The 17,895-nt window shown below is 57.7% G+C and carries 16 protein-coding genes, 1 tRNA gene and 1 pseudogene; 8 read left to right on the top strand and 10 right to left on the bottom strand.

All coding sequences use genetic code 11. From position 1 onward, the window contains the following. Positions 1-48: 48 nt before the first annotated feature. Positions 49-1,107, bottom strand: coding sequence for a Cj0069 family protein (locus HMPREF2860_RS08485; protein WP_049171326.1), 1,059 nt, complete (start codon positions 1,105-1,107; stop codon positions 49-51). 365 nt (positions 1,108-1,472) lie between these two features. Here HMPREF2860_RS08485 and HMPREF2860_RS08480 point away from each other — a divergent pair, with 365 nt between their 5' ends. The 3 genes from HMPREF2860_RS08480 to HMPREF2860_RS08470 all read left to right on the top strand — a co-directional run bounded on the left by HMPREF2860_RS08480 (position 1,473) and on the right by HMPREF2860_RS08470 (position 5,084). Beyond that, positions 1,473-2,357: a sulfurtransferase gene (locus HMPREF2860_RS08480; RefSeq protein WP_070560154.1), complete on the top strand. Its 885-nt coding sequence runs from the start codon at positions 1,473-1,475 to the stop codon at positions 2,355-2,357. 420 nt (positions 2,358-2,777) lie between these two features. Next, positions 2,778-4,565 carry an acetyl/propionyl/methylcrotonyl-CoA carboxylase subunit alpha gene (locus HMPREF2860_RS08475; RefSeq protein WP_070560157.1) on the top strand — a complete coding sequence of 596 codons (1,788 nt, stop codon included), beginning with the start codon at positions 2,778-2,780 and terminating at the stop codon, positions 4,563-4,565. A 117-nt stretch (positions 4,566-4,682) separates the two neighbouring features. After that, positions 4,683-5,084, top strand: a complete 402-nt coding sequence (locus HMPREF2860_RS08470) for a hypothetical protein (RefSeq protein ID WP_038626372.1) — start codon at positions 4,683-4,685, stop codon at positions 5,082-5,084. 30 nt (positions 5,085-5,114) lie between these two features. Here HMPREF2860_RS08470 and cobF read toward each other — a convergent pair whose 3' ends face one another. Continuing rightward, a complete protein-coding gene (gene cobF, locus HMPREF2860_RS08465; RefSeq protein ID WP_070560159.1) occupies positions 5,115-5,963 on the bottom strand; it encodes a precorrin-6A synthase (deacetylating) in 849 nt (282 codons plus the stop codon). Next, on the bottom strand, positions 5,914-6,195 hold the full coding sequence (locus HMPREF2860_RS08460) for a cg0963 family protein (RefSeq protein WP_016423292.1): 282 nt from the start codon (positions 6,193-6,195) through the stop codon (positions 5,914-5,916). Before HMPREF2860_RS08460 ends, cobF begins: the two co-directional genes overlap by 50 nt. 275 nt (positions 6,196-6,470) lie before the next feature. Here HMPREF2860_RS08460 and HMPREF2860_RS08455 point away from each other — a divergent pair. Together HMPREF2860_RS08455 and HMPREF2860_RS08450 are read left to right on the top strand one after the other, a co-directional pair. After that, positions 6,471-6,543: transfer RNA gene (locus tag HMPREF2860_RS08455), tRNA-Arg, on the top strand. A gap of 200 nt (positions 6,544-6,743) precedes the next feature. After that, positions 6,744-7,267, top strand: a pseudogene (locus HMPREF2860_RS08450) (SIP domain-containing protein). 24 nt (positions 7,268-7,291) lie between these two features. Here HMPREF2860_RS08450 and HMPREF2860_RS08445 read toward each other — a convergent pair. Beyond that, the gene (locus tag HMPREF2860_RS08445) at positions 7,292-7,861 is read right to left on the bottom strand and encodes an RDD family protein (protein ID WP_070851979.1); all 570 of its coding nucleotides are present in this window, start codon (positions 7,859-7,861) and stop codon (positions 7,292-7,294) included. 282 nt (positions 7,862-8,143) lie between these two features. Here HMPREF2860_RS08445 and HMPREF2860_RS08440 point away from each other — a divergent pair, with 282 nt between their 5' ends. After that, positions 8,144-8,779: a hypothetical protein gene (locus HMPREF2860_RS08440; protein WP_070628820.1), complete on the top strand. Its 636-nt coding sequence runs from the start codon at positions 8,144-8,146 to the stop codon at positions 8,777-8,779. A 200-nt stretch (positions 8,780-8,979) separates the two neighbouring features. On the opposite strand, the gene gcvT is transcribed toward HMPREF2860_RS08440, so the two are convergent. The 6 genes from gcvT to HMPREF2860_RS08410 form a co-directional block, all read right to left on the bottom strand. Continuing rightward, the gene (gene gcvT / locus HMPREF2860_RS08435) at positions 8,980-10,152 is read right to left on the bottom strand and encodes a glycine cleavage system aminomethyltransferase GcvT (RefSeq protein ID WP_070628819.1); all 1,173 of its coding nucleotides are present in this window, start codon (positions 10,150-10,152) and stop codon (positions 8,980-8,982) included. A 280-nt stretch (positions 10,153-10,432) separates the two neighbouring features. Then, a complete protein-coding gene (locus tag HMPREF2860_RS08430) occupies positions 10,433-12,085 on the bottom strand; it encodes a solute symporter family protein (RefSeq protein WP_070628818.1) in 1,653 nt (550 codons plus the stop codon). 2 nt (positions 12,086-12,087) lie between these two features. After that, positions 12,088-12,465, bottom strand: a complete 378-nt coding sequence (locus tag HMPREF2860_RS08425; protein ID WP_070628817.1) for a DUF485 domain-containing protein — start codon at positions 12,463-12,465, stop codon at positions 12,088-12,090. A 226-nt stretch (positions 12,466-12,691) separates the two neighbouring features. Next, on the bottom strand, positions 12,692-15,145 hold the full coding sequence (locus tag HMPREF2860_RS08420) for an HAD-IC family P-type ATPase (protein ID WP_070628816.1): 2,454 nt from the start codon (positions 15,143-15,145) through the stop codon (positions 12,692-12,694). Positions 15,146-15,186: 41 nt separating this feature from the next. After that, a complete protein-coding gene (locus HMPREF2860_RS08415; protein WP_070628815.1) occupies positions 15,187-15,939 on the bottom strand; it encodes an enoyl-CoA hydratase in 753 nt (250 codons plus the stop codon). A gap of 61 nt (positions 15,940-16,000) precedes the next feature. Beyond that, positions 16,001-16,867, bottom strand: a complete 867-nt coding sequence (locus tag HMPREF2860_RS08410) for an aldo/keto reductase (protein WP_070628814.1) — start codon at positions 16,865-16,867, stop codon at positions 16,001-16,003. Positions 16,868-17,000: 133 nt separating this feature from the next. Between HMPREF2860_RS08410 and HMPREF2860_RS08405 the strand changes: the two genes are divergently transcribed. Beyond that, on the top strand, positions 17,001-17,264 hold the full coding sequence (locus HMPREF2860_RS08405) for a helix-turn-helix transcriptional regulator (RefSeq protein ID WP_042388879.1): 264 nt from the start codon (positions 17,001-17,003) through the stop codon (positions 17,262-17,264). Positions 17,265-17,266: 2 nt separating this feature from the next. Beyond that, the gene (locus tag HMPREF2860_RS08400) at positions 17,267-17,836 is read left to right on the top strand and encodes a hypothetical protein (protein WP_070628813.1); all 570 of its coding nucleotides are present in this window, start codon (positions 17,267-17,269) and stop codon (positions 17,834-17,836) included. Positions 17,837-17,895: the final 59 nt, after the last annotated feature.

Here is a 17,895-nt window from a genome sequence, read left to right as displayed (position 1 = left end):
TAAAGCAAAAACCGCACCAAATTGGTGCGGCTTTCTTAGCTGTGGAGACTACTTGTTAGCAGCCTCAACGCGCTTGATGGCCTCCTGAGCAACGAGCTCCTGGATACCCATATCCAGCTCGGAGGTGAAGCCAACACAGGAACAGTTGATCTCGCCGAGAACGTAAGTGTCCTCGCCGTCCTCGCCGTCTGCCAGCATGAAATCAGCTGTCCAGATCAACGGGATATTGTCACCACCGAGGTTCTCAGCAATGACGGGGCGAGCCTCAGCAAACATATCGATGAGGTCCTGCCATTCTTCCGGCTTGTTGTAGGTGTACTTCGCGCCAGAGAACAAGGTTGCGGAGAAAGCGTCGCCGCCCTCGGCCGGCTTCTTGTGAACCACGAAGACCGGGTGCGGACCGACCAGCAGAATGCGAATTTCGCCTTCGGTGATGCGCGGCATGAAGCGCATGTCCACGAGCATGCCGTTATCGCCGATGATGTACTGGTCACAGAAATCCATGAACTCGCCAAGCTCGCGAGTCTCGGTGTGGTTGTCCACGGCCTCGGTGCACTTCAGCTTGGTGTCCAGCGGCAGCGGGGTGCCCGGCTCAACGTTCTTAGCAACCTCTTCGTCAGCGATGCGCACACGCCAGATGCCGGACCCGGTGGAGCCACGGTTCTGCTTGAGGACGCGCTCGCCGTAGGACAGGGAGGTCGGGAAAGTGCTGTGGAATGCCTCGACGTCGTAGTAAGCAGCGGTGTCAGACGGAACCAGGTCAGTATCCTTGAGCTTGACCAGTGCGTCCTTTGCGCCGTAAGCCATCATCTCGCCCGGGGTGGACATACCGACCAAACCAGCGACCGAGAGGCTGGTCAGAAGCTCGAAGTAGCCCCTCTCACCACCCGGGATGTTGCCCGGGTTAACGCGGGAGATGTAGCCGTCGAAGTTCTGAGAGACGTAGTCGTACAGGTCGTCCTTCCACTCTGGTCGGTAGTAGACGACCTCAGCGGACCAACCGGCTTCGCGGATAGCGTTGACGATTGGCATGGTGTCCTTGCGGTGTCCGTCGAAATACTTGTCCGAGCCGCCCTCGATCTCGAATACAACAATGTTCTTGTGCACAGGCACTCCTTTTAAGAAAAGACATGGACTTCCGGCACTCAATTGTCTCCGTAACGCAGCGAATACCCAGGCAGATAGCCCATTTCAGCCCATTTTCCAGTGATACGAATCAACACAGTTTTTGCGCTAACTCTCAGCTAAATTTTAGGGCACTACCTGGACTCCAAGCGCGCTGAAAACACTCCTTTTACCCCCAACTGTGAGGCGTATCCCAGGGGGTGGCCGCGGACGCAATTGTTGCCGTTGGAAAGCGCTCACACCGGGGACTATTCCGCCGTTCGCCACGCGACCCGTAAACTAGATATGCAATTGACGATAAACGTCAGAAAGTCCCACCCACCCAACTTGCGCCAAGGGAGTATCCGATGGCTGTTCCGCACGACCCGCACCCCCAGTTCCAGCAGTACGCCCACCCTGAGCGCCTCGTCTCTAGCTCCTGGCTTGCTGCCCGACTGGGCTCTCCCGGTCTGCGCGTTGTTGAATCCGACGAGGACTCACTGCTCTACGACATTGGACACATTCCGGGCGCGGTTCGCATTGACTGGCATCACGACCTCAACGACCCCGTGCGCCGCGACTATATCGACGCCGAAGGCTTTGCCGAGCTCATGCGCGAGAAGGGTATCTCGCGCGACGACACCGTCGTAATCTACGGTGACAAGTCCAACTGGTGGGCCGCCTACACACTCTGGGTCTTCGAGCTTTTTGGACATCCCGACGTGCGCCTTCTCAACGGTGGCCGCGACGCCTGGATGACTGAAGAACGAGACACCAGCTTCGAGGTCCCTAACTACCCACGCACTGACTACCCTGTCGTCGAGCGCGACGACAGGACACTGCGCGCCTACTTCAGCGATACACGTGAGCTCATTGAAAAGGCTCCGATTATCGACGTACGCACTCCGGAGGAATATGCCGGTGCGCGAACCCATATGGTCGATTACCCACAGGAAGGCGTCCTGCGAGGTGGCCACATTCCAACCGCGGTAAACATTCCATGGAATCAGTCCGTTCACCCGAACTCGCGTTTCCTCGACCGCGAAGAGCTTGAGCAGATTTACGCGCACGTCCAATTCGAAGATGAGGCGATTGTCTACTGCCGCATCGGCGAGCGCTCCGCGCACACCTGGTTTGTACTGCACCACCTGCTCGGCCACGAGAATGTTCGCAACTACGACGGCTCGTGGGTTGAGTGGGGAAACATGATTGGCATGCCCATCGCCCACGGTTCGGAGCCGGGAAGCCTGTAGACGATTGACGCAACCGGTGGGCACTTCTCCCCACCGTTTTCCCGGCGTCAGCGACTGGCACTACAGCGGAGAATTAATTCCCCCTGCCGCCCCCAATCAAGGGGGCGGCAGTTGCACTCTTAGGTGGTAATTTTAGCCGCAAACTTAGATTTTTGGGCGGAAAATAGCCACTTCAGCTGCCCCCACACCCACTTGAACGCTGCTCAAGGTCACAATCCCTACCCCCTTATGTAGCGAGCAAAAAGAGGTTGCTTACCGCACCTGTGACACAATGGAGGCATTGGGTCACACGCTGTTAGCTACCGCGTGGTTAACCGCATTGCGGTTCACCGCTCAGTTAATTGCAGTGCTGCTTGTGATTCCTACAAATGACTGTCGCAACCTTGCCCCGAGGGCCAATTCTCGGGGTGCCCACGAAAAATGGAGGATTTCGTGTCCGAGCAGACCACTGAAAAAATCACGAAGGTTCTCGTCGCCAACCGTGGCGAGATTGCCGTTCGCGTTATTCGCGCTGCGAAAGACGCAGGCATTCCTTCCGTCGCCGTTTACGCTGAGCCGGATGCGGACGCTCCATTCGTGACTATGGCGGATGAGGCTTTTGCTCTCGGTGGCACCACTTCCGCTGAGTCTTACCTAGTCTTCGATAAGATTCTGGATGCCGCAAAGAAGTCCGGCGCTAATGCCATCCACCCGGGCTACGGCTTCCTGTCGGAGAACGGCGACTTCGCAGAGGCCGTTGAGAACGCTGGCCTGATCTGGATCGGCCCGTCGCCAGAGTCCATCCGCGCCCTGGGCGACAAGGTCACCGCTCGCCACATTGCGCTGAAGGCTGACGCTCCGATGGCTCCAGGCACCAAGGAACCGGTTAAGGATGCAGACGAGGTCGTCGCGTTCGCTAAGGAGCACGGTCTGCCAATCGCCATTAAGGCTGCTTTCGGTGGCGGTGGCCGCGGCATGAAGGTCGCACACGAGATGGAAGAGGTCGCTGACCTCTACGAGTCCGCTACTCGCGAGGCCGTTGCCGCCTTCGGTCGCGGTGAGTGCTTCGTAGAGCGCTACCTGGACAAGGCACGCCACGTCGAGTGCCAGGTTCTCGCTGATAAGCACGGCAACGTCGTTGTCGCCTCCACCCGTGACTGCTCTCTACAGCGTCGTTTCCAGAAGCTCGTCGAGGAAGCACCTGCTCCGTTCCTGACCCCGGAGCAGGATGAGCGCCTGCGCCAGTCCGCTAAGGACATCTGCCGCGAGGCTGGCTACTACGGTGCTGGCACCGTTGAGTACCTGGTCGGCGCTGACGGCCTGATCAACTTCCTCGAGGTCAACACCCGCCTGCAGGTGGAGCACCCGGTCACCGAGGAAATTACCGGCCTCGATCTGGTCCGTGAGCAGTTCCGCATTGCCGAAGGCAAGGAACTGTCCATCAAGGAAGACCCGGAGATGCACGGTCACGCTTTCGAGTTCCGCATCAATGGCGAGGACGCCGGCAGCAACTTCATGCCGGCTCCGGGCACCATCACCAAGTACATCGAACCGTCCGGCCCGGGTGTCCGCATGGACACCGGCATCAAGCAGGGCGATGTCATCGGCGGCCAGTTCGACTCCATGCTGGCCAAGCTGATCGTCTGGGGCGAGAACCGTGAAGAGGCTCTGCGCCGCTCCGCTCGCGCCCTGTCCGAGTACCAGGTTGAGGGTCTGGCAACGGTCATTCCGTTCCACCGCCACATTGTTGAAAACCCAGCCTTCGTCGGCGACGGCGAGAAGTTCGACGTCTACACCAAGTGGATTGAAGAGGAATGGGACAACCCAATCGCTCCGTACGACGGTGACTCTGACGCTGACACCGACACCGTCCCGGCTCAGAAGGTTGTTGTCGAGATTGACGGCCGCCGCGTCGAGGTAGCCCTGCCAGGCGACCTGGCCCTGGGTGGCGGCAACGCTGGTGCCAAGAAGAAGAGCAAGAAGAAGCGCGCTGGCGGTTCCAAGAAGGCTGCTTCCGGTGACGCTGTGGTTGCTCCGATGCAGGGCACCGTCATTAAGGTCAACGTCGAAGAGGGCCAGGAAGTCTCCGAGGGTGACACCGTGGTTGTCCTTGAGGCCATGAAGATGGAAAACCCAGTCAAGGCTCACAAGGACGGCGTTGTCACTGGTCTGGCTACCGAGGCTGGCTCGGGTGTCGGCAAGGGCGATGTCCTGATGGAACTGAAGTAGTTCTAAAGCTCTAAGCGGGGCTGGTTGCGATGGGATTCGCAGCCAGCCCCGCTCGATTCTTTTCAGCCCCTCCCCCGACGCCCTTAAACACTGTTCAGGACGTCTAGAGTGGACGGTATGGAACCCATGGAAGTAAATGCCGGCCGCTTCTACTGCCGCCCCCTGCGCCACGATTCCCGCGTCGATGACGCCCCGGTCGCAACCCAATTACTTACAGAATTAGCCCCTGACTCCGTCGCCGAGTTCCTTCGCAACTCCACCACCGAGTGGGAAAACGACACCGCCTACCGCTTTGCAGTTGCCGAGCAGACGAACGTCGAGATGCTCGCATTAGCGACGGTCGAGGTCATCGACGCCGACCATGTCAGCATCACCGTTCGCCCTGCAGGCGACCCCACACGCGTGTTGCCTAACGACGATCAGGTCCTCACCAAGGTAACCGTCGCCGACGGCGTCGAAGCCGCCGAAAAAGCCCTCCACCGATGGGCAGAGGGCTTCTTGGGTAAGAAAGTCAGCTAGCCGAACTAGCGCGGCTGCGACTGCTCAGTCCTAGGCGCCGGAGCGCAGCAGGTAGATATCCATAATCCAACCGTGCTCCGCACGTAGCTCCTTTTTCAGCTCCGCAATCTCTTCGCCGACATCGCCAACACGACCACGGCGGAGCGTCTCCAGCTCCGTTCCCAGGAATGCACCCCAGAGAATCTCTTCCTCCGGGTCCGCGTGCTCGAGCCAGGCTGCCCCACCATCGAGCATTACCACCGCATCCGTACCAGGCGCGCGCTCCCCCAGGCGCCGACCAGTGGTAATCAACACCGGCTTACCAATCTGGTTCAGGCACTCTCCATGCGCTGCGGTCAGCGCGGAAATCGCTGTCACACTGGGGATAACTCGCGAGCGCACGTCCACCCCAAGGTCGCGGACGCGCTGCAAAATCCGCAACGTTGAGTCGTACAAGGAGGGGTCCCCCCAGACCAAGAACGCACCGCGGCGCTTGCCCTCTCGTCCGAGGTGAGCGACGAAGGCGTCGGCAAGCAGCTCTGCGCGGCGTTGGTGCCAGTCACGGACGACTGCGCCATAGTTGTCGGGCGTGCGGTCACGTGGCGGGTCGGGAACGGCGACGAGTTCGACGTGCGGCGCATGCTTATCGACGATTGCCTGTCGCGCGGCCAACAAGTCCGCTTTGGCATCGCCCTTGTCGAGAGCAAAAACTACGTCAACATCGGCAAGAGCGCCGATAGCCTCGAGCGTAATGTGGCTCGGACTACCGGCGCCGATTCCGATGACGTCTACATCGACATACCCGCTGTATACAGGGCTCTCAGCCTGAGTGCGGGCGGCGTCGTTTCGACTAGTGATTGGTCGGATCTCCCTCGTAACCGAACTGTTCAGCCATCTCATCCGGAGACAGGCCAGCCATCGAACCCTGAAGGTTAGCCGAAGCGGCCTGCTTCAGGTAGATCTCGCAAGCGTTGGCCATGTACTTGGAGTCGTACACGTTCATCTCCAGAATCGGAGTCAAAGAGCCATCATCTTCCATGCGCGAAACCAGAAGGTGCGGCTTGTCTGAGTCCGTGGTCATGGAGCACTTAATCTTGACACCGTTGACATCCGTGAAAGTTGGCTTAATCATTTTGTCATCCTCCTCCAAAACAGCGACCGGAAAATAAGTAGCGCTGTTGCGACCGCAAGCGCAAGAAAGTCGCTCGTTATAAACCATGTTAGCCGGATTTTCGACGGCACCGCCGGGCGCAAAAACACTTGGGGGTAATGGCAAACTTCCTGCATGTTTGCGCGTCTGGCCGAGGACCCAATTGCCACTAGAGCTCGCAGATGCGTTAAGGTTATGAGGTAATTTTTCCGGGAGCTGTTGATAGGATTTTGCCGCTACTTCCCCGGAAGATGACTGCCCTAGTAGCTCAGTGGATAGAGCACGGCTCTCCTAAAGCCGGTGTCGGAGGTTCGATTCCTCTCTGGGGCACAAATACCCTCGTGACCTTTTACTTATAGGGCGCGAGGGGTCTTTGTTTTTCTGACGCCCGGCCACTACGCCCCCTCTCCTGAGAACGCATCACCCAACAGTTTCCAGCAACACTTGTGTTAGGCTTACCTAATCGTATGGCGTGTAGACTTCCGGCAGTACATAACAGCCCAAAAACTTGTTGAAGGACAGTGACAACTATGGCTGACCTAGCTAAAGCAGCACCGAAGCGTAAGCCCCGTAAGGCACACGAGGCAACAGTTATTGGACGTCGCCAGATCTCTCCAGACCTTGTTCGTTTGAGCATGAACTCGCCTGCATTTGTGGGCAAGGAGCTGGAGTTTACCGACCATTACATCAAGTTACTGTTTGTGCCAAAGGAAGCTGATTACTCCTGGCCGTTCGATATTGCGCAAATTCGCGCCGAAAAGGCGTGAAAATCCATTGGGTTCTCCGCAACGGCGCAACCCACGGCACAGAGCTATCCCGCACGGTGCGCGAGGCGGGTATTCCAGAGGGTAAGAAAACTAGCTGGTTCATCCACGGTGTCGCCGAGATGATTAAGGAACTGCGTCGCTTCCTCTTCGTTGAATCTGAGGTCCCGAAGAAGGACGTTTCAATCTCTGGCTATTGGCGTATCGGCATGACTGAAGACCAGTGGCAGTCCTCTAAACGAGAATTCAACGCTGAGGTTGAGGCCGAAGAGGAACAAGCCAGGGCCTGACGCTTGCTCGAACGCTAGCGCTCGCTACGCCCTTTTTTCAACAACGACGCGTTTTCCTGCCAACCAGTCGAATGGGTGCCAGCGGCAAACAGCAACCCAAATCATCAGGACACCAAAAAACAGTCTAACGATTGGCTCCAAATCCGTAAGCAAGAAAATCATCAACAATAGGTAGCAATTACGTATCGCCGCCTGCCAACCTCCGCGCCAAGAATCGTCTCCTGACTCGAGCTCCGATGTTCCCTCTGGCTGAGCGGCTTCGAACGGAGTCGCCCCAGAGTCTACTTTCCACGCTGGCTCAACGTGTAGCAAAAATGAGCTTTTCCCAAACGTCTGTTCACCGCGTGCCTCTGCAACCACGCGCACAATGAAAAAGACAACTGGGAAAATGGCACCATACAAAATTCTGAACTCTGGCGGGCTCGGCAGCGCCCAGCTCGCCGTGGCTGCTTCCCACGCAAGTTTGCCAAGTGCCACAATGATGGCAACAAAGATTCCTACAAGGAACGAATCCAGCATCCACGCACCACTGCGCCGAGCGAACAGATCCGCATTACTCTTTACGGAGAATCGATTCGAGATGCGCTGTTTCATCGGGCACATGCTATCAAAAATCACTTATAGCTTCGCAGACGAATTCTCGATTCTGGCCGCACCCAATCTGCCACGGTTAGAAGCATCTAGTATGCAAATCGAAAAGTCGACTGTATAGTTGCCGGTTGAATCAACCTATCTATTGGATGCCAGCTCCTTCCATGCCAGTAACTCGGCAAGTAAACCTACAGCTGGCGCCCCCAGTGGTTTTTCAGGAGACGCCGCCCCAGAAAGCCGAGAATTAAACCACGCAACGCAGGCCCGAGAAGCCCAGAAAGTGAGATGGATGTGAATACGCGAACTCAGCTGTCAGCCGTACAGCACCCTCAACTCACTACTAGCCGGCGCAATCACCGCCGGCACCTGGCGCTGGCCTGCTGCTTCCTCACCTTCGCAGCCGCGGCCACCAGCTGCGCCAACAACGAAGGCGAGGAGGTTGCCGCTACGCAAACCTCGTCGTCAAGCTCGCTTACCACGGCGTCGTCGTCAAGCTCGCCGACGACGACGGGACCAAAGGTTCGAGAAGGCGGTACGCCGCGCATCGGGCAGCTGTGCCCGAACCAGACCGGCGAAATACGAATGAGCGCCAACGGCCAGAATCTTGAATGCGCACAAGTCGGCGAGCAGGAGGTGTGGACGGTGCTGCAGCAAACCCCCGCGAACCCGACATCGCAGCAAATGTGGATCTCCACTACTTCGACGACCTCTGAGCCACAGCCTCAGGAACCTGAGCCGACGACTCCGAGCGAGAGCACAACGGAGACTAGTGAGACGGAGAGCTCGACGACCTCTGATTCTTCCACGCCGCCCGATACTTCAACGACTCCGACTACCTCCGGCGAGCCGACGGAATCGGAATCGGAGCAAGACGAGCAGCCAAGCGAAGATAATCAAGGGCTCACCGGCCTGTTCCGCTAGGTTCGTCTCGGACGGCGAGGTTCGTCGGCTCGGGACTTAGTTAGGTGAGGTGCGCTAGCTCGCCCTAAAACACCAAAATCCGCTGCAAAAATTCTGCAGCGGATTTTTTTATTTACCCAACAGATACGAAGAGACGAGCCTGAACAGATCTGAGCCCGCCACAATGCGGCGGAGCACCCGGGCGAAGCACCCGGGCTCCCCTACTTGCGGTGACGGCGGTTGTAGAACGGCGTCGGCACGACGGTGGCGGTAATGTCGGTGCCTTCGACGGTCAGCTCAGTGCCAGTGGAGGACTGCCAACGCTGAACATATGCAAAACCGATGGGGTGGCCCAAAGTCGGCGACACCTTGGCGGAAGTCAGCACACCAACCTCGTTACCTTCCGCATCAATGAGCTTGGTGCCACGCTTCGGAGCTTCATCACCGGAGAAACGCAGACCAACGAGCAGCTCCTTCGACTGCGGACGATTAATAAGTGCATTGCGACCAATAAACTGCCCCTTGGTCGGCCCCATAATGGACTTCAGGCCGGCCTCCAGCGGAGTACGGTCTCGAGTCAGCTCGTAACCATAGAGCGGCATACCGGCCTCAAGACGCAGGGTGTCGCGGCAAGCCAGACCACACGGCAGCAGGCCGAGGTCAGCGCCGTTGTCAGCCGGATCCTCCGGATTTTCCACCTTGCCACCTGCTGCAATGATTGCACGCCAGACCTCGACGGCGCGGTCAGCCGGCGGGAAGATCTCGAAGCCGTCCTCACCAGTGTAGCCGGTTCGGGCAACAATCATTTCCACACCTGCGACCTCGAGCAGAGTGCAAGAGTAGTAGTTCATGCCATCGAGAGTCGCGTGCAGATCCTGCGGCAGCAGACGGCGCAGAAGCTTCGCAGCCTTCGGCCCCTGAATGGCCAGGAGCACATTCTTATCATTCATGCGCTCAACCTCGACGTTGTAGCCACCAACGCGCTCGCGCAGCGTCGAGTACACATCTTCAGCGGCTGCGGCATTCTGCACCAGCATGAATTCGTGACTACCGAGACGGTAAATGATGAGGTCATCAATAATGCCGCCGTCTTCCTGCACAATCATGGTGTACTTGGCACGGCCCAACGCCAGCGGCTTGATTGCCGAGATCAGGGAGTGTGCAAGAAACGCCGCCGCATCCTCACCAGTGACGCGGATAATACCCATCAGCGACAGGTCGAAAACACCAACGGCCTCACGCACTGCGTTGTGCTCTGCAATTTCCGAAGAGTAGCGGAACGGCACTTCGTAGCCACCAACATTGCGCATTTCTGCGCCAAGGCTTACGTGCTCATCATGCAGGGCGCTACGGAAAGAATTGTTGTTCTCAGAAGCGCCAGAATTGTCAGTCATACACACTCCAATTATTGCGGTGGGGCAAACCAGATTGTTACTTTCCCACCTTATATCTAAGACTCCGCGCCCGCTTCCGCGAGCCCCTGCGGAGCTAGGGCAACAGCCCCCGTCCATTAACTATCATGCACTGATTCGCACACGCTTGACGACGACCCCGCGCCCACTACAAAGGCCCCGCTACCAGTGACGATAGCGGGGCCTTTGCATTTGTCAATTCAGTTAATTGAGATTGGCTGAGCTGTTCGGGCAGCGTTGCCAGCCAAGGACTCAGTAGTTATTAGTGATCAACCGCAGCCTCGGTACCGACACCGGTCAGGGAGCGAACTTCCATCTCAGCTGCCAGGTCATCGAAGTTATCCGGCTTACCCATGAAGGTGGCGATGATGCCCGCCAAGAACGCCAGCGGGATTGCGAGCAGACCCGGCGAGGTCAGCGGGAACCAGGAGAAGTCAACAGACGGAATCATCGAGGACTCGCTGCCAGAAACTGCCGGGGAGAAGATAATCAGAACCAGCGAGGCGATGACACCGGTGTACATGGAGGCAACTGCGCCTGCGGTGTTGAAGCGCTTCCAGAACAGGGACATCAGGATGGTCGGAACGTTTGCGGATGCGGCCACTGCGAAGGCCAGTGACACCAGGAAGGCGACGTTCTGCCCCATGGCCAGGATGCCGAGGATAATGGCGACAACACCCAGCACGATAACGGTGATGCGGGAGACGCGAACCTGCTCGGCTTCCGTTGCCTGTCCCTTGCGGATCACGGCCTGGTAGAGGTCCTGACCAACAGAAGCGGAAGCGGTAATTGCCAGACCAGCGACCACTGCTAGCACGGTAGCGAACGCCACTGCGGAGACCACTGCCATGAAGATGGAGCCACCGATTTCGAAGGCCAGCAGCGGAGCGGCAGCGTTGGCTCCGCCCGGCGCGGCCATGATGCGGTCCGGACCGACGAGTGCAGCTGCACCGTAGCCGAGCACCAGGGTCAGCAGGTAGAAACCACCGATGAGGATGATTGCCCAAGTCACGGACTTACGAGCTTCCTTTGCGGTCGGCACCGTGTAGAAGCGCATGAGCACGTGTGGCAGACCAGCGACACCGAGCACCAGCGCCAGGCCCAGAGAGATGAAGTCGAGCTGCTGAACGAAGGAGCCACCGTACTTCAGACCCGGTTCAAGAATGGCGGAGGCTTCGTAGCCCTTTTCGGCGATGGAGTCGGAGCTCGCGTGCATGTCCACTGCGTCCTGCAGTAGCTGGGAGAAGTTGCCCTTAACACCCACCAGAATGATCAGGGTCATGATGATGACAGCACCGACCAGCAGGACGGCCTTAATCATCTGCACGTAAGTGGTGCCCTTCATGCCACCGATGAGAACGTAGGCAACCATGATGATGCCGACGACTGCGACAACGATGGACTGCTGAGTGGAGTCGTGAATGTTGAGCAGCACGGCGACCAGGGAACCTGCACCGGCCATCTGCGCGATGAGGTAGAACAGGGTCACTGCGAGAGTGGAGATAGCAGCTGCGGTACGGACCGGACGCTGCTTAAGACGGAAGGACAGCACGTCGGCCATGGTGAACTTACCGACGTTACGCAGTGGCTCTGCAACCAACAGCAGCGCAACCAGCCAGGCTACGAAGAAGCCGATGGAGTAAAGGAATCCGTCGTAACCAGTCAGCGCAATGGCGCCGACGATACCGAGGAAGGAAGCCGCCGAGAGGTAGTCACCTGCGATGGCAAGACCGTTTTGGGTACCGGAGAACTGTGCACCACCGGTGTAGAAGTCCGATGCTCCCTTGTTTCCGCCCTTGCCCACGCGAGTAACGATGAACATGGTCGCAACAATGAAGGCGACGAAGACCGCGATGTTGAGAATCGGGTTACCTGCTGCTGCAGTGTCATCTGCAGCAAAGAAACTGGTCAGCATGTCTATGCCTCCTTCTTTGCGACGATTTCAGCGATTTCTCCGCTTTCCAGTGCCTCGCGCAGCTCTGCCTGCATCGGCTCAAGCTTCTTGTTGGCGAAGTTGATGTACACCCAAGTGATGGCGAAGGTGGTCACGAACTGGAGCAGACCAAGGACAATGCCCAGGTTGATGTTGCCCAGTACGGGAGTTGCCATGAGGTCCGGCGCAAACGTCGCAAACAGAACGAATGCGATGTACCACACCAGACCTGCAACGGTCATCGGGATGGCGAATGAACGGAATGTAGAGCGGAGCTCTTGGAACTGCGCTGAGTTTTGCACGTAGCGGTACTCAGCCGCCTGTGGCTTATGCCGGCCTGCCGGCATGGGAGTTGCGGACACGGGCTAATCCTTTCCAGGAAGTTATGCAGGTGTTCGTAATGAGGTTCAGCACAGCCACCCTACTGGTGTGCCATGCACCACACTTTTCATTAGGTGTTGAAACAAAGTTACCTGGAACACAGTTAGCAAAGAAGTTAAATGCGACTAACTACTTCTCAGCGAGCCTTAAGGCACCCCCAAAAACGCCATTACCTGCATACTTGAGGAGACCTTTTACTACCCCCATTTACGCTGTTGTGCTCGTATTCTCCACTTCTTCCGGCAATGGCCTACTCTGACGCCACCACCACAGCGCCTCGATAATGGCCGCACCGATGGCGCCTACAATCAGCGCGGGAATCAACAGCTCCTGCCCCACCCAGTACAGATTAAGCACCGAAGCCACTGATCGAACCGAGAAGATGAACAGGTACGCACCTGCCGACACCGCCAGCAACAACACCTTCCACCAGGTGTATGGCCTAGCCACGACCACCAAAACCCAAAATGCTGAAACAATCAGCACGATGAGTGTCGCAGTCGATGCCTCCCCTCGTGCCACATCGCTGGCGTCGACTCCCGGGTTTACCCACAGCCAAAACATAAAGGTCAACAGGCCTACCGTAATGCCGGCCGGTATCGCTAGACGCAATACGCGCCGCACAAAACCATCGCGCGCACGCTCCCAGTTAGGAGCCAACGACAGAACGAAGGCCGGGATTCCAATCGTGAACCAGCCCGTAATAGTTACGTGGATTGGCTCGAAGGGGTAATCCATCCCCCACAGCCCCACAGCCAGCGCCAATACCACCGAGTAGATGGTCTTCGTCAAAAAGAGGTTGGCCACGCGCTCGATATTGCCAATGACGCGACGGCCCTCGGCCACAATCATCGGCATCACGGCGAAGCGATTATCCAACAGCACCAACTGCGCAACCGAACGTGTTGCCGGCGCCCCATCACCCATGGCCACGCCCAGATTTGCCGCTTTCAGTGCCAGCACATCATTGACGCCATCACCGGTCATCGCCACATGATGTCCGCGCGACTGCAGCGCATGGACCATATCGCGCTTGTTCTCCGCCGTGACACGGCCGAAGATCTGCCGCGACTCCACAATGTCTGCAAACTCGTTGCGGATCTCGGTGGGCTTGGCTTCGCTATTCTCATCGCGGCTCGCCGGAAGCTCAGAGGCATCGACAGGATTGTCAGCGCCCTCCATTTTCAGCTCACGTGCAACAGCCCCCACAGAGCGGTCATTGTCACCAGAAATGACCTTGACCTCAACACCTTCTTCATAGAAGTAGGCCACCGTGTCCGCCGCATCTGAACGCACCTTCTGCCCTAGCACGACAAGTGCGACCGGCTCCAACTCCACCTCGCCACTCTTCCGCAGCGCACCGCCGGGCAGGCCATCTGCCCCAACTGAGGTCCGCGCGAGCAGGAGCACACGAAGTCCTTCCTCCATAAGCTGCCGAGCTTTCTGCATGCCGACCGCGGAGTCGTCGACAAGCACATCGGGCGCGCCGAAAACCCACGTCGCACCGCCGTGATACGTCAGCGCCGACCACTTATTCGCTGAAGTGAAGGGGCGGGTTTCGGTCTGCTCATGCTTTACGACGTCCCCTGCGTCCGCAAGCCCATTGAGCAGTGCGCGAGCCGTTGCGTTGGGGCGATCGTCGAGCTTGCAAAGATTGATGAGCACAGAGTCGAGCTCATCGCGGGAAGTACCGTCACCCGATACGATATCGACTTCCACCAGCTGCATCGCGTTTTCGGTGAGTGTGCCGGTTTTGTCGACGCACACGGTGTCAACGCGCGCGAGACCTTCGATGGCGGGCAACTCATTAACCAGCACTCGATGTCGCCCCAAGCGCACCACGCCGAGGGCAAATGCGATGGTGGTCATGAGAACAAGCCCCTCAGGAACCATGGGCACCAGCGTGGCGACCATCCCCAGTAGCGCATCATTGAGATCATCGCCGGCGACAAAGAGCTGCGTATAGATTGCCAGAGCGCCGACGGGAATGAGAATCCAGGAAATGTAGGTCAGAATCTTGTTGATGCCGCGGAAGAGCTGGGAATCAGCAAGCGTGAACTTGTTGGCCTCAGCTGCGAGCTTGGCGGCGTAAGCCTCCTTGCCCACTTTGGTGGCCTGATATCGCGCTGACCCCACCACGACCGAGGAACCCGAGTAGACCATGTCCCCAACGCTCTTATCGACGGCATCGGATTCACCGGTGAGAGAGGATTCATCGACGGCCACGTCAGAGGCGTAGCGGAGAATACCGTCAACGACGATTTGGTCGCCGGGGCCGACCTCGATGAGATCGTCGAGGACGACGGACTCGCGGTCGATCTCGCGAGCCGGCTCTCCGTCGCGAATGACCATGGGCTTTGCACGTCCGACAATGGAGAGCTTGTCCAGTGTGCGCTTAGCACGCAGTTCTTGGATGATGCCGACGATAGAATTGGCGATAATCAGCAGACCAAAGGCACCGTTGACGATTGAGCCGGTATAGAGCACGACTGCAAATAACACAGCGAGAATACCGTTAATCCGGGTAAACACATTGGCACGGATGATGTCCCACACACTGCGCCCGGATGTTGGTGGCAGCTCGTTGACGTGCCCCAACTCGATGCGTTGCTGGACCTGCTGTTGAGTAAGACCGCTGTCGGGAGTTTTCCACGAGCCCATGACTGCCTACCCTATTCGCCTAGTTGCTGAACCTATTCGACCTATTTGCCAACGAAATTCGGTTCGCGCTTTTCAGCTCGCGCCTTCGATGCCTCCGCAGCATCCTCGGAAGCCCAAACTGTGTCGTAGAGCTCCTGCTGGTAGTCCTTCAACGGGCTATGTGTCTCATCGTCGTTGAGCACTGCCTTGTGGTAGGCCAGTGACAGTGGCGCGTAGGTGGCGATACGGAGCGCTACCTCCTCCGCCGTGTCCGGACCACCGAGGTAGGAAGCCAGACCGCAACCGCGGGCGGCTTCCTGATCCATGCGCTCGGCCGCCAACAAAATAGTGCGGGCACGGGCACCGCCGACGAGTACACGTACGCGGCGAATAGTCCAGGCATCGACAGCGATACCGAGCTTGACCGGCGGAATCATAAACCAACCGCGCTCGCCAACGACGCGTAAATCAGCTGCCATCGCCAGCTGCATGCCAGCGCCGACGGCCGGTCCCTGCACATCCGCAATAACCACCAGACGGCTGGCCTCAATTGTGCGCAGCATCCGACGTAGCTGCTCATGGAAGGAATTTTCGTGGTGCTGACCGCTCAAATCGGCACCAGCGCAGAAAGCGCGGCCTTCGCCGCGCAGCAGGATAACGCGCTGCTCTGGAACCTCAGCGGCAGCTTCCACCGCATCGGCAATCTCACGGCACACGTCGGCAGTCAGGGAGTTGCGCTTATGATCTCGATCAATGGTGATAGTGACAATCGCGCCGTCAGCTTCGACGCGGATTTCAGATGCTGGGTTCGTCATAGCATTTAGGCTACCCGCGAAACACCAATAGCGATGGAGCTATAAGCAAATCTAAATTCGCTCATTCGTTGCCGAATACCCGCGGATCACCACTCAGGCGCCCGTCGGCACGCGCCATCGACGCAATCGTTTCCATATCCTCGTCGGTGAGCTCAAAGTCGGTGACCTGAAAGTTCTCCTTGATGCGCGACGGCGTGCCCGACTTCGGGATAGCAACGATGCCACGCTGGAGGTGCCAGCGGATAGCAACTTGGGCGGGAGTTTTACCCAGGCGGTCTGCGATTTCAGCAATCGGCGAGCCCTCAAAGTACTTCGCGCGCCCCAGTGGCGACCACGCCTGCGTAACGATGCCGCGACGGCGATCGTCTGCAATCTGCTCGTCCTGCGGGAACTGCGGATGCAGCTCAATTTGGTTAACCACCGGAGTCTCCGAGAGCTGGTCGAGCACCTCTGGATAGAAGTTCGCCACACCAACCGAGCGAATCAGCCCCTCACGCTTGAGCTCTAGCAGCGCGTCGAAGCACTGCCCAAACGTCCCCTGCTTCTCCACCGGCCAGTGCACAAGCACCAGATCAACATAGTCAAGGCCGAGCCGATCCAAAGATGCCTGCACGGATTCGCGCGTCGCCGCCGTCTCCTGCGCATCGTTCCAGACCTTCGTGGTCACGAAGATATCTTCACGCTTTACGACGTTCGCAGCGACCACATCAGCAATACCCTGCCCCACCCCTCGCTCATTGCCATAGAGCGATGCGGTGTCGATGTGGCGGTAGCCGAGCTCCAGGGCGTAGCGCACGGATTCGCGCGCTTGCTCATCGTCGAGCTTGTAGGTACCAAACCCCAGAATCGGGATGGCGTTGCCATCAACCATTTCCACGTTGGCAATTCCGGTTGTCGCTGCATCGTACTTCAGATCGAGTGTGGTCATGCCAACCGAGTGTACGGACTGAAAATTTTTTAGATTTTTTCTGCCCCGCTGACCTGCGATTTAAAAAAGTGATTGCCATTCATTTTATTGCAAACAGTTGACGGAGTGTTGTGTTTATACAACACTTTGAGGTGTGTCCCCAAAGATTAAACCCAAAGAACCGATATTCAACAGAATCTCAGTGCTGCGGGCAGAACACGGACTCAGCCGAGCAGAACTAGCCAAACAAGTAGAGGTCAATCCTCAAACGATTGGCGCGTTGGAGCGAGGTGACCACTACCCCAGCCTGGATCTGGCATTTCGTATCTGCGCGGTGTTCGATCTCCCCGTTGAGGCGGTGTTCTCTCGCGAGGAATTCAAGCCCATGTCCTCTGCCCTATACCGAAAGGAAAGCTAACGATGCCAACTATTCGGACTGAAAACGCAACACCGAACTTTTTCGAGAAGCTAGAAGCCCGGCGCGAGGCGAAGTACACAAAGCGTGTCGAGCAGATGTCGGGCTGGCTGACTAAGTGGCGCAACCAGGCGGCGCGGCGGAAGCTGGTCATCGCATTCGAGGTATGCCTTGTGCTGATGCTGCTGAGCGGCATCGCGCTTCTCGGCACTCTGACCGATATTTTCCCGGGCTGGCTTTCTCTGCTCTGGCCAGTGATTTCCCTCATTACGATTGCCGTCTGGACCAGCCTCAACATCACAGTCGACATGGTTGACAGTGCGCCCATCTCACTGCTGGACGAGTACCAGCAAGAACAAATTTTGAACCTGCGCGGACTCACTTACCGCTGCTTCCTCTACTTCGGCCTAGTGTCCTTCCTCGCTCTAGTTCTGGTGGGCACCTATGTTCTGAACGCACAACCTGACTGGGGACACTACATTCCGTACAGCTTTGGGATCTTCGGAATTATCGCTTTCCTTTACATTTCCTCGCTTCCCACCGTCGTCTATGCCTGGAACCTACGGGACGACTAGTACGGGTTCAAAAACTCACATCCCTCCCCTGCCCTTTACTCCTCAATCTAAGGATCACT

Source organism: Corynebacterium sp. HMSC064E10 (assembly GCF_001812505.1).
GTDB lineage: Bacteria > Actinomycetota > Actinomycetes > Mycobacteriales > Mycobacteriaceae > Corynebacterium > Corynebacterium amycolatum.
This window is presented reverse-complemented; position numbering and strand designations above follow the sequence as displayed.

Coding starts and splice junctions, on each gene's coding strand:
- HMPREF2860_RS08480 (WP_070560154.1), top strand. CDS start 1,473: ATGGCTGTTCCGCACGACCCGCACCCCCAGTTCCAGCAGTACGCCCAC.
- HMPREF2860_RS08475 (WP_070560157.1), top strand. CDS start 2,778: ATGGAGGATTTCGTGTCCGAGCAGACCACTGAAAAAATCACGAAGGTT.
- HMPREF2860_RS08470 (WP_038626372.1), top strand. CDS start 4,683: ATGGAACCCATGGAAGTAAATGCCGGCCGCTTCTACTGCCGCCCCCTG.
- cobF (WP_070560159.1), bottom strand. CDS start 5,963: ATGAGATGGCTGAACAGTTCGGTTACGAGGGAGATCCGACCAATCACT.
- HMPREF2860_RS08460 (WP_016423292.1), bottom strand. CDS start 6,195: ATGATTAAGCCAACTTTCACGGATGTCAACGGTGTCAAGATTAAGTGC.
- HMPREF2860_RS08445 (WP_070851979.1), bottom strand. CDS start 7,861: ATGAAACAGCGCATCTCGAATCGATTCTCCGTAAAGAGTAATGCGGAT.
- HMPREF2860_RS08440 (WP_070628820.1), top strand. CDS start 8,144: ATGGATGTGAATACGCGAACTCAGCTGTCAGCCGTACAGCACCCTCAA.
- gcvT (WP_070628819.1), bottom strand. CDS start 10,152: ATGACTGACAATTCTGGCGCTTCTGAGAACAACAATTCTTTCCGTAGC.
- HMPREF2860_RS08430 (WP_070628818.1), bottom strand. CDS start 12,085: ATGCTGACCAGTTTCTTTGCTGCAGATGACACTGCAGCAGCAGGTAAC.
- HMPREF2860_RS08420 (WP_070628816.1), bottom strand. CDS start 15,145: ATGGGCTCGTGGAAAACTCCCGACAGCGGTCTTACTCAACAGCAGGTC.
- HMPREF2860_RS08415 (WP_070628815.1), bottom strand. CDS start 15,939: ATGACGAACCCAGCATCTGAAATCCGCGTCGAAGCTGACGGCGCGATT.
- HMPREF2860_RS08410 (WP_070628814.1), bottom strand. CDS start 16,867: ATGACCACACTCGATCTGAAGTACGATGCAGCGACAACCGGAATTGCC.
- HMPREF2860_RS08400 (WP_070628813.1), top strand. CDS start 17,267: ATGCCAACTATTCGGACTGAAAACGCAACACCGAACTTTTTCGAGAAG.